Here is a 15,337-nt window from a genome sequence, read left to right as displayed (position 1 = left end):
CGCCGGGGTGGCGGGCCGCCGGCGCGGGGCGGCCCGCGCCGGTCGGAGCACCGTCACGTCGTCGCGTGCACCTCCTCCCGCAGCCGTTCCGCGACCTGCTGCGGCATCGGTTCGTGCCGCGCGTAGCGGCGGTCGAAGCGCGCGGTGCCGTGCGACAGGGACCGCAGGTCCACCGCGTACCGGCCGATCTCGATCTCGGGGACCTCGGCCCGGATCAGGGTCCGTCCGCCGTTGGTCTGCTCGGTGCCCAGCACCCGTCCGCGCCGGCCCGACAGGTCGCTCATCACGGCGCCCACGTAGTCGTCGCCGACCAGCACGCTCACCTCGGCCACCGGCTCCAGCAGATGGATCCGGGCGTCGGCCGCGGCCTCCCGCAGCGCCAGCGCGCCGGCGGTCTGGAAGGCGGCGTCGGAGGAGTCCACCGAGTGCGCCTTGCCGTCCAGCAGCGTGACGCGGACGTCGATCAGCGGATGACCCGAGACGACGCCCCTGGCGGCCTGCGCCCGCACGCCCTTCTCGACCGACGGGATGAACTGCCGGGGCACCGCCCCGCCGACCACCTTGTCCACGAACTCGATGCCCGAACCGCCCGGCAGCGGCTCCACCTCGATCTCGCAGATCGCGTACTGCCCGTGCCCGCCGGACTGCTTGACGTGCCGCCCGCGCCCGGCCGCCCTGCTCCCGAAGGTCTCCCGCAGGGACACCTGGTGGGGGACGACGTCGACCTGGACGCCGTACCGGCTGCGCAGCCGCTCCAGGGCGACGTCCGCGTGGGCCTCGCCCAGGCACCACAGCACCACCTGGTGCGTGTCCTGGTTCTGCTCCAGCCGCATCGTCGGGTCCTCGGCGACCAGCCGGGCGAGCCCCTGGGAGAGCTTGTCCTCGTCGGGTTTGCTGTGCGCCTGGATGGCGAGCGGCAGCAGCGGGTCGGGCATCGCCCAGGGAGCCATCAGCAGCGGGTCGTCCTTGGCGGACAGCGTGTCCCCGGTCTCCGCGCGGCTCAGCTTGGCCACGCACGCCAGGTCACCCGCGATCACGTGGCTGACCGGCCGCTGCTGCTTGCCGAACGGCGTCGACAGGGCGCCGATCCGCTCGTCGACGTCGTGGTCCTCGTGGCCGCGGTCGGCCAGCCCGTGCCCCGAGACGTGCACCGTCTGGTCGGCGCGCAGGGTGCCCGAGAAGACGCGGACCAGCGAGATCCGGCCGACGTAGGGGTCGGAGGACGTCTTCACGACCTCCGCCGCCAGCGACTCGTCGGGGTCGCACATCCGCAGCTCGCGCGGTGCGCCGTCGGGCGTGGTGACCCGGGGCGCCTCGCGTTCCAGGGGCGTCGGGAAACCGCGGACGATCAGCTCCAGCAGCTCGACGGTGCCCAGGCCCTGCCGCGCGCCCTCGGCTGCGGGCGCCGCGGCCAGCACGGGGAAGAACGCGCCGCGTGCGACGGCCCGCTCCAGGTCCTGGATCAGGGTCTTGACGTCGACCTGCTCGCCGCCGAGGTAGCGGTCCATGAGGGTCTCGTCCTCGCTCTCCGCGATGATCCCCTCGATGAGCAGGTTGCGTGCCTCCTCGATCAGCGGCAGCTGGTCCCCGACCGGTTCGGACTCCTCGCGCACGCCGGAGGAGTAGTCGAACAGCCGCTGCGTGAGCAGCCCCATCAGCCCCGTCACGGGCGCGTGCCCGTCGGGTGCCCGCGGCCCGCGCAGGGGCAGGTACAGCGGCAGCACGGCGTCGGGGTCGTCCGCGCCGAACGCGTCGGCGCAGATCCGCGTCATCTCCTCGAAGTCGGCCCGCGCCGCCTCCAGGTGCGTGACGACGATGGCGCGCGGCATGCCGACGGCCGCGCACTCCTCCCACACCATGCGGGTCGAGCCGTCCACCCCGTCGGAGGCCGAGACGACGAAGAGGGCCGCGTCCGCGGCGCGCAGACCGGCCCTGAGCTCACCGACGAAGTCGGCGTATCCGGGGGTGTCCAGCAGATTGATCTTGATGCCGTCCCATTCCACCGGCACCAGGGAGAGCTGGATCGAGCGTTGCTGCCGGTGCTCGATCTCGTCGTAGTCCGAGACGCTGCCGCCGTCCTCCACGCGGCCGGCCCGGTTCACCGCTCCCGCGGTCAGCGCGAGAGCCTCCACCAGAGTCGTCTTGCCCGATCCGGAGTGGCCGACCAGCACCACATTCCGTACGGACGCGGGATGGTCGGCCGCCGTTGCCCTGCCGGCGGCTCCGGGGTGGGTATGTGCCTTGTCGCCCATGTCCTTGCCTCCCGTGCACGGTGAGGTCGTTGTGGGCGCGGACGCGCGGGACCGCGTTGCACGGCGGCTCCGGCGACGCCCGCGGTCCTTCGAGATTCCCACTCCCGTCACGCCGCGTCCATACGACGGACGCACGACCGCCCGGCCGGGGCGCCCACCGGCCGGGCGGCCCGGGGTTCGGGTGCCCGTCCGCCGCGCACGCGCGCGCGTGACTACGATGGGCCAGCCGGTGGCCAGCAAGGGCCGCGCGGCCACACCGACCGTCGGGAAGGCCATGCTGAACAAGTACGCGCGTGCATTTTTTACGCGTGTCCTCACACCGTTCGCCGCGTTTCTCATCCGCAGGGGCGTCAGCCCGGACACGGTCACGCTGATCGGCACCGCCGGTGTGGTCGCGGGTGCGCTGGTCTTCTACCCCATGGGCGAGTTCTTCTGGGGCACGGTCGTGATCACGCTGTTCGTGTTCTCCGATCTCGTCGACGGCAACATGGCACGCCAGCTCGGCCGCTCCAGCCGCTGGGGCGCCTTCCTGGACTCCACCCTGGACCGGGTCGCCGACGGCGCGATCTTCGGCGGCTTCGCCCTCTGGTACGCGGGCCGCGGTGACGACAACGTGCTGTGCGCGGTGTCGATCTTCTGCCTGGCCAGCGGCCAGGTGGTGTCCTACACCAAGGCGCGCGGCGAGGCGATCGGTCTCCCGGTCGCCGTCAACGGGCTGGTCGAGCGCGCCGAGCGCCTCGTCGTCTCCCTGGTCGCGGCCGGTTTCGCGGGACTGCACAAGTTCGGCGTGCCCGGCATCCAGTACCTGCTGCCGATCGCCCTGTGGATCGTCGCCGTCGGCAGTCTCGTCACGCTGGTCCAGCGGGTCGTCACGGTCCGCCGGGAGTCCGCCGAGGCGGACGCCGCCGCACAGGAGAACCAGGGCACCGAGGCGGCGAAGTGAGCGCTCGGGACCGGCTCTCCGACGCTTTGTACGGTGCCGGCTGGAGCACCGTCAAGAAGCTGCCCGAGCCGGCCGCGGTGCGGCTCGGCCGTACCGTCGCGGACCTCGCCTGGAAGCAGCGCGGCACGGGCGTACGCAGGCTGGAGAGCAACTACGCGCGCGTGGTGCCGGGCGCGGGCCCGCAGCGGCTCGCCGAGCTCTCGCGCGCGGGCATGCGCTCGTACCTGCGCTACTGGATGGAGTCCTTCCGGCTGCCCGCCTGGAGCGCCGAGCGCGTCAAGGAGGGCTTCGCCCCCAAGGACCTGCACCACCTGACCGAGGGCATGGACGCGGGCAAGGGCGTGATACTCGCCCTGCCGCACCTGGCCAACTGGGACCTCGCCGGCGCCTGGGTCACGACGAATCTCGGCATCCCGTTCACGACGGTCGCCGAGCGCCTCAAGCCGGAGACCCTCTACGACCGCTTCGTCGCCTACCGCGAGGGCCTCGGCATGGAGGTCCTCCCGCACAGCGGCGGCACCGCGTTCGGCACGCTGGCGCGGCGGCTGCGCGACGGCGGCCTGGTCTGCCTGGTCGCCGACCGCGACCTGTCCGCCTCCGGGGTGGAGGTCGACTTCTTCGGCGAGACGGCCCGCATGCCGGCCGGCCCCGCCCTGCTCGCCCAGCAGACCGGCGCACGGCTGCTGCCGGTGACGCTGTGGTACGACGACTCGCCGGTCATGCAGGGCCGGGTCCATCCCCCGGTCGAGGTACCGGAGCCAGGTACCCGGCGGGAGAAGGCGTCCGTCATGACACAGGCGCTGGCCGACGCCTTCGCCACGGGGATCGCCGACCATCCGGAGGACTGGCACATGCTGCAGCGCTTGTGGCTGAAGGATCTCGACCCGGCCAAGGCGCCCGCCGCCGGCGAGCGGGACGCCTCGTGAGGATCGGCATCGTCTGCCCGTACTCCTGGGACGTGCCGGGCGGCGTCCAGTTCCACATCCGCGACCTCGCCGAGTACTTCATCCGCCTCGGCCACGAGGTGTCCGTCCTCGCGCCCGCCGACGACGACACCCCGCTGCCGCCGTACGTCGTCTCGGCCGGCCGCGCGGTGCCGGTGCCCTACAACGGCTCGGTGGCCCGCCTGAACTTCGGCTTCCTGTCGGCGGCCCGGGTACGCCGCTGGCTGCACGACGGCGCGTTCGACGTCATCCACATCCACGAGCCGACCTCGCCGTCACTGGGCCTGCTGACCTGCTGGGCGGCACAGGGCCCGATCGTGGCCACCTTCCACACCTCCAACCCGCGCTCCCGGGCGATGATCGCCGCCTACGCGATCCTCCAGGCCGCCCTGGAGAAGATCAGCGCCCGGATCGCGGTGAGCGAGTACGCCCGCCGCACGCTCGTCGAGCACCTGGGCGGGGACGCCGTCGTGATCCCCAACGGCGTCGACGTCGGGTTCTTCGCCGGGGCCGAGCCGAACCCCGAGTGGCAGGGCGACACGATCGGCTTCATCGGGCGCATCGACGAACCCCGCAAGGGACTGCCGGTGCTGATGCGGGCCCTGCCGAAGATTTTCGCGGCCCGTCCGGGGGCCCGCCTGCTGGTCGCCGGGCGCGGAGACGAGCAGGAGGCGGTGGCGTCCCTGCCCGCCGAACTGCGTTCCCGCGTGGAGTTCCTCGGCATGGTCAGCGACGAGGACAAGGCCCGCCTCCTGCGCAGCGTGGACCTGTACGTGGCGCCCAACACCGGCGGCGAGAGCTTCGGCATCATCCTCGTCGAGGCCATGTCGGCGGGCGCCCCGGTCCTCGCGTCCGACCTCGACGCCTTCGCCCAGGTCCTCGACCAGGGGGCGGCCGGCGAGCTCTTCGCCAACGAGGACGCCGACGCGCTGGCCGAGGCGGCGGTGCGGCTGCTGGCCGATCCCGGACGCCGGGCCGAGCTGCGGCAGCGGGGCAGCGCGCACGTGCGGCGCTTCGACTGGTCGACGGTCGGCGCGGACATCCTGTCCGTCTACGAGACGGTGACGGCGGGGGCGGCGGCGGTGGCGGCCGACGAGCGGGCGACGGGCCTGCGCGCGAGGTTCGGCCTGGCGGCGAAGGACTGAGGCGGGGACTTACCGTCCGTCCGCCCGTCCGCCCGTCCGGTCGTTCCGGCCCGCCCGTCCGCCCGTCCCCCCGGTCGTTCCGGCCCGCCCGGTCGTTCCGGCCCGTCCGGTCGTTCCGGCCTGTCCGGTGCCCGCGGACGAGGCCGTCCGGGCCGAAGCGGGGTCCGGGGCAGGCCCCCGGTGGCCACCACCGGCACCCCCGGCACGGGCGTGGCGTTAGGGTTGCCGCCCGTGACGCCAACCCTCATCTGGATCCTGGTCGCCCTCGTCGCGATCGGCCTCTACCTCAGCTGGACGGCGGGCCGCCTGGACCGCCTGCACGCCCGCATCGACGCCGCCCGTGCCGCGCTCGACGCACAGCTGCTGCGCAGGGCCTCCGTGGCCCAGGAACTGGCCACCTCGGGCGTGCTCGACCCGGCCGCCTCGATCGTCCTGTACGAGGCCGCGCACGCCGCCCGGCAGTCCGAGGAGGAGCAGCGCGAGGTCGCCGAGAGCGAGCTGAGCCAGGCCCTGCGGGCGGTGTTCGAGGACGCCCGGCAGGTCGAGGCGGTGCGCGAGGCACCCGGGGGAGAGGAGGCGGCCCGCGAACTGACCGAGGCGGTCCGCAGGGTGCCGATGGCCCGCCGCTTCCACAACGACGCCGTGGGCGCCGCGCGCCGCCTGCGCGAACACCGCAAGGTGCGCTGGTTCCGGCTGGCCGGCCACGCCCCCTTCCCACTGGCCTTCGAGATGGACGACGAGCCGCCGGCCGCGCTGGTGGACAGGGCCGCCTAGAGGGTGTCGTTCCGGCCCCTTCGCCGCAAAAGGATCCACCGGCTGTCCATTGGCCCTTGCCGTGGCCTGGTCCCATCGCGTTCCCTCAGTGCTGCAGAAACCCCCCTTTCTCGTCAGTGAGGTACCCGTGTCCAGCACGCTCTCCGAAAACCAGGCCCCCGAGACCGGCACCGCCCGCGTGAAGCGCGGCATGGCCGAGCAGCTCAAGGGCGGCGTGATCATGGACGTCGTCACGCCGGAGCAGGCGAAGATCGCCGAGGACGCGGGCGCCGTCGCCGTCATGGCCCTGGAGCGCGTCCCGGCCGACATCCGCAAGGACGGCGGCGTGGCCCGCATGTCCGACCCGGACATGATCGAGGGCATCATCGAGGCCGTCTCCATCCCCGTGATGGCCAAGTCCCGCATCGGCCACTTCGTCGAGGCCCAGGTCCTGCAGTCCCTCGGCGTCGACTACATCGACGAGTCCGAGGTCCTCACCCCGGCCGACGAGGTCAACCACAGCGACAAGTTCGCCTTCACGACCCCCTTCGTGTGCGGCGCCACCAACCTCGGCGAGGCCCTGCGCCGCATCGCCGAGGGCGCGGCCATGATCCGCTCCAAGGGCGAGGCCGGCACCGGCAACGTCGTCGAGGCCGTCCGCCACCTGCGCCAGATCAAGAACGAGATCGCCCGCCTGCGCGGCTACGACAACAACGAGCTGTACGCCGCCGCCAAGGAGCTGCGCGCCCCGTACGAGCTGGTCCGCGAGGTCGCAGAGCTGGGCAAGCTCCCCGTCGTCCTGTTCTCCGCCGGCGGTGTCGCCACCCCCGCCGACGCCGCGCTGATGCGCCAGCTCGGCGCCGAGGGCGTCTTCGTCGGCTCCGGCATCTTCAAGTCCGGCGACCCGGCCAAGCGCGCCGCCGCCATCGTGAAGGCCACCACCTTCTACGACGACCCGAAGATCATCGCGGACGCGTCCCGCAACCTCGGCGAGGCCATGGTCGGCATCAACTGCGACACCCTCCCCGAGACCGAGCGCTACGCCAACCGCGGCTGGTAAGGCACCGAACCATGAGTGACACCCCCGTCATCGGCGTCCTGGCCCTCCAGGGCGACGTACGGGAGCACCTCGTCGCCCTGGCCACGGCCGACGCCGTGGCCAGGCCGGTGAGGCGCCCCGAAGAACTCGCCGAGGTCGACGGCCTGGTCATCCCGGGCGGCGAGTCCACCACCATCTCCAAGCTGGCCGTCCTCTTCGGAGTGATGGAGCCGCTCCGCGCGCGCGTGCGGGACGGCATGCCCGTCTACGGAACCTGCGCCGGCATGATCATGCTGGCCGACAAGATCCTCGACCCGCGCTCCGGGCAGGAGACCGTCGGCGGCATCGACATGATCGTGCGCCGCAACGCCTTCGGACGGCAGAACGAGTCCTTCGAGGCGGCCGTCGACGTCCAGGGCGTCGAGGGCGGGCCCGTGGAGGGCGTCTTCATCCGGGCCCCCTGGGTCGAGTCCGTGGGCGCCGCGGCCGAGGTGCTCGCCGAGCACGGCGGCCACATCGTGGCGGTCCGCCAGGGCAACGCGCTGGCCACGTCGTTCCACCCGGAGCTGACCGGCGACCACCGCGTCCACCGCCTCTTCGCCGACATGGTCCGCGCGAACCGGGCGGCGGAGTCCTTGTAGGATTCCTGCGTTCGTTCAAAGACGGGTTACGCGAAGGAGACAGGCAGATGTCCGGCCACTCTAAATGGGCTACGACGAAGCACAAGAAGGCCGTGATCGACGCCAAGCGCGGCAAGCTCTTCGCGAAGCTGATCAAGAACATCGAGGTCGCGGCGCGCATGGGCGGCGTCGACGTCGAGGGCAACCCGACGCTGTACGACGCCATCCAGAAGGCGAAGAAGCAGTCGGTCCCGAACAAGAACATCGACTCCGCGGTCAAGCGCGGCGGCGGCCTGGAGGCCGGCGGCGCCGACTACGAGACGATCATGTACGAGGGTTACGGCCCGAACGGTGTCGCGGTGCTCATCGAGTGCCTCACCGACAACCGCAACCGCGCCGCCTCCGACGTCCGCGTCGCCATGACCCGCAACGGCGGCTCCATGGCCGACCCCGGATCGGTGTCGTACCTGTTCAACCGCAAGGGCGTCGTGATCGTCCCCAAGGGCGAGCTGGGCGAGGACGACGTGCTCGGCGCCGTCCTGGACGCGGGCGCCGAGGAGGTCAACGACCTCGGCGAGACCTTCGAGGTCATCAGCGAGGCCACCGACCTGGTCGCGGTCCGCACCGCCCTCCAGGACGCCGGCATCGACTACGAGTCCGCCGACGCCAACTTCGTCCCGACCATGCAGGTCGAGCTGGACGAGGACGGCGCCCGGAAGATCTTCAAGCTGATCGACGCCCTCGAGGACAGCGACGACGTGCAGAACGTCTTCGCCAACTTCGACGTGAGCGACGAGGTCATGGAGAAGGTCGACGCGTAGCGTCCGCGCGCGCAGCGGCATCCCGGCGGGCCGGAGGGACACGTCCCCCGGCCCGCCGCCGTTGTCAGTGGCACCCGATAGCCTGCACAAACAGGTGATCGACGGGAGGGCGTAGGCGTGCGTGTACTGGGGGTGGACCCGGGGCTGACCCGCTGCGGGATCGGTGTCGTCGAGGGGGTCGCGGGCAGGCCGCTGACCATGCTCGGCGTCGGCGTCGTCCGCACCCCCGCGGACGCCGAGCTCGGTCACCGTCTCGTCGCCGTCGAGCAGGGCATCGAGCAGTGGCTGGACGAGCACCGCCCGGAGTTCGTCGCCGTGGAGCGCGTCTTCAGCCAGCACAACGTCCGCACGGTGATGGGCACCGCCCAGGCCAGCGCGGTCGCCATCCTGTGCGCCTCCCGCCGCGGGATCCCCGTCGCCCTGCACACCCCCAGCGAGGTCAAGGCCGCCGTCACCGGCAGCGGACGGGCCGACAAGGCCCAGGTGGGCGCCATGGTCACCCGCCTGCTGCGGCTGGCCGCGCCCCCGAAGCCCGCCGACGCCGCCGACGCGCTCGCCCTGGCCATCTGCCACATCTGGCGCGCCCCCGCGCAGAACCGGCTCCAGCAGGCCGCCGCCCGGCACGCCTCCCGGACCCTCCAGGCCCCGGGGAACGCGCGCACCCCGAAAGCCACGCACGCACCGAAAGGCCAGACGACATGATCGCCTTCGTCAGCGGCACCGTCGCCGCCCTCGCCCCCGACACCGCGGTGGTCGAGGTCGGCGGTGTCGGCATGGCCGTCCAGTGCACGCCGAACACGCTCTCCGCCCTCCGCGTCGGCCGGCCCGCCAAGCTCGCCACCTCGCTCGTCGTCCGTGAGGACTCCCTGACGCTGTACGGCTTCGCCGACGACGACGAACGCCAGGTCTTCGAGCTGCTCCAGACCGCCAGCGGCGTCGGCCCCCGCCTGGCGCAGGCGATGCTCGCCGTGCACAGCCCCGACGCCCTGCGCCGAGCCGTCTCCACCGGGGACGAGAAGGCCCTGACCGCCGTCCCCGGCATCGGCAAGAAGGGCGCCCAGAAGCTCCTCCTGGAACTGAAGGACCGCCTCGGCGCGCCCGTCGGTGCCCCCGCCGTCGGCGCCCCGGTCAGTACCGGCTGGCGCGACCAGCTCCACGCCGCCCTGATCGGCCTGGGGTACGCGACCCGCGAGGCCGACGAGGCCGTGTCCGCCGTCGCGCCCCAGGCCGAGGCCGCCGAGGGCACGCCGCAGGTGGGACAGCTGCTCAAGGCCGCCCTCCAGACCCTCAACCGCGCCCGATAGTCCGTAGCGAGAGCCGAGGCACACCTCATGAACTGGGACGACACGACCGACGCCGAGGCCGCCGGAGAGCGGCTGGTGGGCTCGGTCGCCGACGGCGAGGACCAGGCCGTGGAGGCGGCCCTGCGCCCCAAGGACCTCGGCGAGTTCATCGGCCAGGAGAAGGTCCGTGAGCAGCTCGACCTCGTGCTGCGCGCGGCACGGGCGCGCGGGGCCACCGCCGACCACGTCCTGCTCTCCGGCGCACCCGGCCTCGGCAAGACCACTCTCTCCATGATCATCGCGGCCGAGATGGACGCCCCCATCCGCATCACCTCCGGTCCCGCCATCCAGCACGCCGGGGACCTCGCCGCGATCCTCTCCTCCCTCCAGGAGGGCGAGGTCCTCTTCCTGGACGAGATCCACCGCATGTCCCGGCCCGCCGAGGAGATGCTGTACATGGCGATGGAGGACTTCCGCGTCGACGTCATCGTCGGCAAGGGCCCGGGTGCCACCGCCATCCCGCTGGAGCTGCCCCCCTTCACCCTGGTCGGCGCCACCACCCGCGCGGGCCTGCTGCCGCCCCCGCTGCGCGACCGCTTCGGCTTCACCGCGCACATGGAGTTCTACGGACCGGCCGAGCTGGAGCGCGTCGTCCACCGTTCCGCGGGCCTGCTCGACGTCGAGATCGACCCGGCCGGTGCCGCCGAGATCGCCGGCCGCTCCCGCGGCACCCCCCGCATCGCCAACCGGCTGCTGCGCCGTGTCCGCGACTACGCCCAGGTCAAGGCCGACGGCCTGATCACCCAGGAGATCGCCGCCGCCGCCCTCGCGGTCTACGAGGTCGACGCCCGGGGCCTGGACCGCCTCGACCGGGCCGTGCTGGAGGCGCTGCTCAAGCTGTTCGGCGGCGGCCCGGTCGGCCTCTCCACGCTCGCCGTCGCCGTGGGGGAGGAGCGTGAGACAGTGGAGGAGGTCGCCGAACCCTTCCTCGTACGGGAGGGCCTCCTGGCCCGCACCCCGCGCGGACGGGTCGCGACCCCGGCAGCATGGGCGCATCTCGGCCTCACCCCGCCGCATGCGCAGAACTCCGGAAACGGACAACAGGACTTGTTCGGGGCGTGACACCCCCGTCACGGCGAGGACATTCGCCGGAGCAGGAACCCCGGTGCCATGCTGAGCGTTGTTCCATGCGCGCGGACTCGCTTAGACTCCGCCGATGCCGCCCCAGTCGGCGGCGCACACACCCCCAACCATCAGGCCGCTCACCATCGCGGTCGTGTGAAGGAAGTACCGACCCGTGAGTCTCGTGACCCTCCTCCCGTTCATCGTGCTCATCGGGGCCATGTTCCTGATGACCCGGTCGGCGAAGAAGAAGCAGCAGCAGGCCGCCAACATGCGGAACGAGATGCAACCCGGTTCCGGGGTCCGCACCATCGGGGGCATGTACGCCACGGTCAAGGAGGTAAGCGAGGACACGGTCCTCCTCGACGCCGGTCCCGGCGTCGAGCTGCTCTTCGCCAAGAACTCCATCGGTGCCGTCCTCACCGACGACGAGTACAACCGCATCGTGCACGGCATCGAGCACGACCTGAAGTCCGACGCCGACGTCGTCCCGGACGACGTCTCCTCCCTCACCGAGACCGACGCCCCGGCCGCCGCCGACGACTCCGACGAGAAGTCCGTCGACCTCGGCAAGAAGGACGTGGCCGACGAGCCGACGGCCGACGCCGCGCCCGCCGAGGCGACGGCGGACGAGCAGCCGAAGAAGGCCGACGGCGGCTCCGAGGCGAAGTAGCCGCGCCCCGAGGTGCGCGGACCGTTCCCGCGCACCCCGCGCGTCGCGCGGATCCCCACACCATGTGATGGCCGCCGGTGCGCCGCCCCGGCGTGACGCGGCTCGAGAGGGAGTACGAACAGGTGGTAGCACCTAAAAAGGGAAAGACCGCGAGCGCTCAGAGCAAGCCCGGGCGCTCGCTGGCCCTGATCGTGATCGTCATCGCGGCGCTCACGGGAGGCATGTTCGCCTCCGGACACACGACTCCGCGTCTCGGTATCGACCTGGCCGGCGGCACGAGCATCACCCTCAGGGCGGTCTCGGAACCCGGCCAGGAATCCGCGATCAACAAGACCAACATGGACACCGCCGTTGACATCATGAACAACCGTGTCAACGGTCTGGGTGTCTCCGAGGCCGAGGTTCAGACCCAGGGCGATCGCAACATCATCGTCAACATCCCCAAGGGCACGAACTCCAAGGAAGCCCGGGCTCAGGTCGGCACCACCGCCAAGCTCTACTTCCGTCCGGTCCTCGCCACCGAACTCTCCGGCGCCGCCGCCTCCGGCAGCCCCACGCCGAGCGCCTCCGGTGCCTCGGACAAGGCGACCGACAAGGCCACGGACAAGGCGACCGACAAGGCGACCGACGGGTCCACCGAGAAGGCGACCGACGACGGGAAGGCGAGCGCCACGCCCTCCGACGCCGCCTCGGCCAGTGCCACCACCCAGGGCCGCGCGGTCACCGACGCCCTGAAGGCCGACCCCAGCCCGTCCGCCTCCGCCAAGGCCACCGGCGACGCCTCCCCGTCCCCGAGCGCCAGCGCCACCGGCGACGACGCCACCGCCAAGCTCCAGGCCCAGTACGCGGCCCTCGACTGCACGAAGAAGGCGGACCGCGCCAAGGCCGGCAACGGCGCCAAGCCCGGCGACTCGACGGTGGCCTGCGGCCAGAACTCGCAGGGCCAGTGGCAGAAGTACATCCTCGGCCCCGCCGCGGTCGACGGCACCGACGTCGACGAGGCCAAGGCGGTCTTCAACACGCAGACCGCCGCCGGCTGGACCGTCACCATGAAGTTCACGGGCTCCGGCTCCAAGAAGTTCGCGGACATCACCGGCAAGCTCGCCCAGAACCAGTCCCCGCAGAACCAGTTCGCCATCGTCCTGGACAACGAGGTCGTCTCCGACCCGTACGTCAGCCAGGCCCTGACCGGCGGCAACGCGGAGATCTCCGGCAGCTTCGACCAGGAAGAGGCGCAGAGCCTCGCCAACATGCTGTCCTACGGTGCCCTGCCGCTGAGCTTCAAGGAGGACAGCGTCACCACCGTCACCGCCGCGCTCGGCGGTGAGCAGCTCAAGGCCGGCCTGATCGCCGGCGCGATCGGCCTCGCGCTGGTCGTCCTCTACCTGCTGCTCTACTACCGCGGTCTGTCGTTCATCGCCGTCGCCTCGCTGCTGGTGTCCGCGGGCCTGACGTACGTGATCATGGCGCTGCTCGGCCCGACCATCGGCTTCGCGCTCAACCTTCCGGCCGTCTGCGGAGCCATCGTCGCCATCGGCATCACGGCGGACTCGTTCATCGTGTACTTCGAACGCGTCCGCGACGAGATCCGCGAAGGACGTTCGCTGCGCCCCGCGGTCGAGCGTGGCTGGCCGCGCGCCCGGCGCACCATCCTGGTCTCCGACTTCGTGTCGTTCCTCGCCGCCGCGGTGCTCTTCATCGTCACCGTCGGCAAGGTCCAGGGCTTCGCGTTCACGCTGGGCCTGACCACCCTGCTCGACGTCGTGGTGGTGTTCCTCTTCACCAAGCCGCTGCTCACGCTGATGGCCCGCCGCAAGTTCTTCGCGAGCGGCCACAAGTGGTCCGGCCTCGACCCGAAGAGCCTGGGTGCCAAGCCGCCGCTCCGCCGCACCCGCCGTCCGTCCGCCGGCCCTGTCGACCCGAAGGAGGCGTGAGAGATGTCGAAGCTCGGCAAGCTCGGCGCCCGGCTGCACCATGGCGAGGTCGGCTACGACTTCATCAAGAACCGCAAGATCTGGTACGGCATCTCCATCCTGATCACCATCACGGCGATCGTGGGCCTGGCGGTGCGCGGCCTGCACATGGGCATCGAGTTCCAGGGCGGTGCGGTCTTCACCACCCCGAAGAACATGAGCGCCTCGGTGTCCCAGGCCGAGACGTACGCGGAAGAGGCGTCCGGCCACGACGCGATCGTCCAGAAGCTCGGCGACGGCAGCCTGCGCATCCAGATCGCGGGCATCGACACCGACAAGTCGGACCAGATCAAGGACGACCTCTCCCAGGACCTGAAGGTCGACGCGGAGAAGATCAACGCCGACCTGGTCGGCCCCAGCTGGGGTGACCAGATCGCGAACAAGGCCTGGCAGGGCCTCGCGATCTTCATGGTCCTCGTGGTGATCTACCTGGCGATCGCGTTCGAGTGGCGCATGGCGCTCGCCGCGTTCATCGCCCTGATCCACGACATCACCATCACCACCGGCATCTACGCCCTCGTCGGCTTCGAGGTCACGCCGGGCACGGTGATCGGTCTGCTCACGATCCTCGGTTACTCGCTCTACGACACGGTCGTCGTCTTCGACAGCCTCAAGGAGCAGACGAAGGACATCACCAAGCAGACCCGCTGGACCTACAGCGAGATCGCCAACCGCTCGATCAACAGCACCCTGGTCCGCTCCATCAACACCACGGTGGTCGCGCTGCTCCCGGTGGGCGGCCTGCTGTTCATCGGCGGCGGTGTCCTCGGCGCCGGCATGCTCAACGACATCTCGCTGTCGCTGTTCGTGGGCCTCGCGGCCGGTGCGTACTCCTCGATCTTCATCGCCACGCCGCTGGTCGCCGACCTCAAGGAGGCCCAGCCGCAGATGAAGGCCCTCAAGAAGCGCGTCCTCGCCAAGCGCGCCCAGGCCGGGGCCAAGGGGGAGCCGGAGACACCCGTCGCCGACGAGCCGTACGACGACGAGCCCGAGGACGCCGCGCCCGCGGTCGTCGGCCCGCGCAACCAGCCCGCGTCCCGCAACCGGGGCCGCGGCCGACCCTCGGGGAAGCGCCGATGACCGGGCTCGCAGACGTCCCGGCGCTGCTGCTCAGCCGCATCCGCGACGTGCCCGACTACCCGGAGCCGGGCGTGGTGTTCAAGGACATCACCCCGCTCCTGGCCGACCCGGCGGCGTTCACCGCGCTCACCGACGCCCTAGCCGAGGTCGCCGGGCGGACCGGCGCCACCAAGGTCGTCGGCCTGGAGGCCCGGGGCTTCATCCTCGGCGCCCCGGTCGCCCTGCGCTCCGGCCTCGGCTTCGTCCCGGTGCGCAAGGCGGGCAAGCTCCCCGGAGCCACCCTCGGCCAGGCCTACGACCTGGAGTACGGGTCGGCCGAGATCGAGGTGCACGCCGAGGACCTGAACGCCGACGACCGCGTGCTGATCGTCGACGACGTACTGGCCACCGGAGGCACCGCCGAGGCCTCCGTCCAGCTCATCCGCAGGGCGGGCGCGCAGGTCGCGGGCCTCGCCGTGCTGATGGAGCTGGGTTTCCTGGACGGGCGTGCCCGGCTGGAGCCCGCTCTGGCGGGCGCCCCGCTGGAGGCGCTGCTCACCGTCTGACGCGGCCTGTGCCGCACAGGGAGGCGGGCCCGGAGGAATCCGGCGCCCGCCTCAGGCGTTTCTCCCGTAGAAGGCCCTCACTCCGGCCTGAAGGCGATCCTGGGGGGCAGGATCGCTACCATGGGGTTTCCGGAGCCTGACCGG

General features: G+C 71.7%; 15 protein-coding genes. 14 read left to right on the top strand and 1 reads right to left on the bottom strand.

Features of this window, described 5'->3' with window-relative positions; all coding sequences use genetic code 11:
• Positions 1-53: 53 nt before the first annotated feature.
• The gene (locus ACGF3H_RS30670; RefSeq protein WP_362498335.1) at positions 54-2,252 is read right to left on the bottom strand and encodes an elongation factor G-like protein EF-G2; all 2,199 of its coding nucleotides are present in this window, start codon (positions 2,250-2,252) and stop codon (positions 54-56) included.
• Positions 2,253-2,469: 217 nt separating this feature from the next.
• Between ACGF3H_RS30670 and pgsA the strand changes: the two genes are divergently transcribed.
• From pgsA to ACGF3H_RS30600, 14 genes are all read left to right on the top strand, one after another.
• Positions 2,470-3,195: a phosphatidylinositol phosphate synthase gene (pgsA, locus tag ACGF3H_RS30665; RefSeq protein ID WP_362498431.1), complete on the top strand. Its 726-nt coding sequence runs from the start codon at positions 2,470-2,472 to the stop codon at positions 3,193-3,195.
• Positions 3,192-4,121 (top strand): phosphatidylinositol mannoside acyltransferase, encoded by a 930-nt coding sequence (locus ACGF3H_RS30660; RefSeq protein ID WP_362498337.1) that lies wholly within the window; start codon positions 3,192-3,194, stop codon positions 4,119-4,121. Before pgsA ends, ACGF3H_RS30660 begins: the two co-directional genes overlap by 4 nt.
• Positions 4,118-5,284 (top strand): glycosyltransferase family 4 protein, encoded by a 1,167-nt coding sequence (locus ACGF3H_RS30655; protein WP_362498339.1) that lies wholly within the window; start codon positions 4,118-4,120, stop codon positions 5,282-5,284. The genes ACGF3H_RS30660 and ACGF3H_RS30655 overlap by 4 nt, the downstream gene beginning before the upstream one ends.
• A gap of 231 nt (positions 5,285-5,515) precedes the next feature.
• Positions 5,516-6,058: a hypothetical protein gene (locus ACGF3H_RS30650; protein ID WP_362498342.1), complete on the top strand. Its 543-nt coding sequence runs from the start codon at positions 5,516-5,518 to the stop codon at positions 6,056-6,058.
• 127 nt (positions 6,059-6,185) lie between these two features.
• Complete coding sequence (pdxS, locus tag ACGF3H_RS30645; protein WP_362498345.1) at positions 6,186-7,097, top strand: pyridoxal 5'-phosphate synthase lyase subunit PdxS; 912 nt, start codon at positions 6,186-6,188, stop codon at positions 7,095-7,097.
• A gap of 11 nt (positions 7,098-7,108) precedes the next feature.
• Positions 7,109-7,717 (top strand): pyridoxal 5'-phosphate synthase glutaminase subunit PdxT, encoded by a 609-nt coding sequence (pdxT, locus tag ACGF3H_RS30640; protein ID WP_362498347.1) that lies wholly within the window; start codon positions 7,109-7,111, stop codon positions 7,715-7,717.
• Positions 7,718-7,764: 47 nt separating this feature from the next.
• Positions 7,765-8,517, top strand: coding sequence for a YebC/PmpR family DNA-binding transcriptional regulator (locus tag ACGF3H_RS30635; RefSeq protein WP_362498350.1), 753 nt, complete (start codon positions 7,765-7,767; stop codon positions 8,515-8,517).
• Between the two features lie 117 nt (positions 8,518-8,634).
• On the top strand, positions 8,635-9,219 hold the full coding sequence (gene ruvC / locus ACGF3H_RS30630; protein ID WP_362498352.1) for a crossover junction endodeoxyribonuclease RuvC: 585 nt from the start codon (positions 8,635-8,637) through the stop codon (positions 9,217-9,219).
• A complete protein-coding gene (ruvA, locus tag ACGF3H_RS30625; protein WP_362498355.1) occupies positions 9,216-9,821 on the top strand; it encodes a Holliday junction branch migration protein RuvA in 606 nt (201 codons plus the stop codon). Before ruvC ends, ruvA begins: the two co-directional genes overlap by 4 nt.
• A 27-nt stretch (positions 9,822-9,848) precedes the next feature.
• Positions 9,849-10,922 (top strand): Holliday junction branch migration DNA helicase RuvB, encoded by a 1,074-nt coding sequence (ruvB, locus tag ACGF3H_RS30620; protein ID WP_362498358.1) that lies wholly within the window; start codon positions 9,849-9,851, stop codon positions 10,920-10,922.
• A gap of 175 nt (positions 10,923-11,097) precedes the next feature.
• The gene (gene yajC, locus ACGF3H_RS30615; protein ID WP_362498361.1) at positions 11,098-11,595 is read left to right on the top strand and encodes a preprotein translocase subunit YajC; all 498 of its coding nucleotides are present in this window, start codon (positions 11,098-11,100) and stop codon (positions 11,593-11,595) included.
• Positions 11,596-11,717: 122 nt separating this feature from the next.
• Positions 11,718-13,529 carry a protein translocase subunit SecD gene (gene secD, locus ACGF3H_RS30610; protein WP_362498434.1) on the top strand — a complete coding sequence of 604 codons (1,812 nt, stop codon included), beginning with the start codon at positions 11,718-11,720 and terminating at the stop codon, positions 13,527-13,529.
• Positions 13,530-13,532: 3 nt separating this feature from the next.
• Positions 13,533-14,648 carry a protein translocase subunit SecF gene (gene secF / locus ACGF3H_RS30605; protein WP_362498365.1) on the top strand — a complete coding sequence of 372 codons (1,116 nt, stop codon included), beginning with the start codon at positions 13,533-13,535 and terminating at the stop codon, positions 14,646-14,648.
• A complete protein-coding gene (locus ACGF3H_RS30600) occupies positions 14,645-15,193 on the top strand; it encodes an adenine phosphoribosyltransferase (protein WP_362498367.1) in 549 nt (182 codons plus the stop codon). Before secF ends, ACGF3H_RS30600 begins: the two co-directional genes overlap by 4 nt.
• Positions 15,194-15,337 lie beyond the last annotated feature (144 nt).

The sequence above is a fragment of the Streptomyces sp. NPDC048185 genome (assembly GCF_043202495.1).
Taxonomy (GTDB): Bacteria; Actinomycetota; Actinomycetes; order Streptomycetales; family Streptomycetaceae; genus Streptomyces.
This window is presented reverse-complemented; position numbering and strand designations above follow the sequence as displayed.

Excerpts from the sequence above, each read along its gene's own strand:
- ruvB (WP_362498358.1), top strand. The coding sequence starts at position 9,849 with ATGAACTGGGACGACACGACCGACGCCGAGGCCGCCGGAGAGCGGCTG.
- ruvA (WP_362498355.1), top strand. The coding sequence starts at position 9,216 with ATGATCGCCTTCGTCAGCGGCACCGTCGCCGCCCTCGCCCCCGACACC.
- pgsA (WP_362498431.1), top strand. The coding sequence starts at position 2,470 with ATGGGCCAGCCGGTGGCCAGCAAGGGCCGCGCGGCCACACCGACCGTC.
- ACGF3H_RS30600 (WP_362498367.1), top strand. The coding sequence starts at position 14,645 with ATGACCGGGCTCGCAGACGTCCCGGCGCTGCTGCTCAGCCGCATCCGC.
- pdxT (WP_362498347.1), top strand. The coding sequence starts at position 7,109 with ATGAGTGACACCCCCGTCATCGGCGTCCTGGCCCTCCAGGGCGACGTA.
- ACGF3H_RS30670 (WP_362498335.1), bottom strand. The coding sequence starts at position 2,252 with ATGGGCGACAAGGCACATACCCACCCCGGAGCCGCCGGCAGGGCAACG.
- ACGF3H_RS30635 (WP_362498350.1), top strand. The coding sequence starts at position 7,765 with ATGTCCGGCCACTCTAAATGGGCTACGACGAAGCACAAGAAGGCCGTG.
- secF (WP_362498365.1), top strand. The coding sequence starts at position 13,533 with ATGTCGAAGCTCGGCAAGCTCGGCGCCCGGCTGCACCATGGCGAGGTC.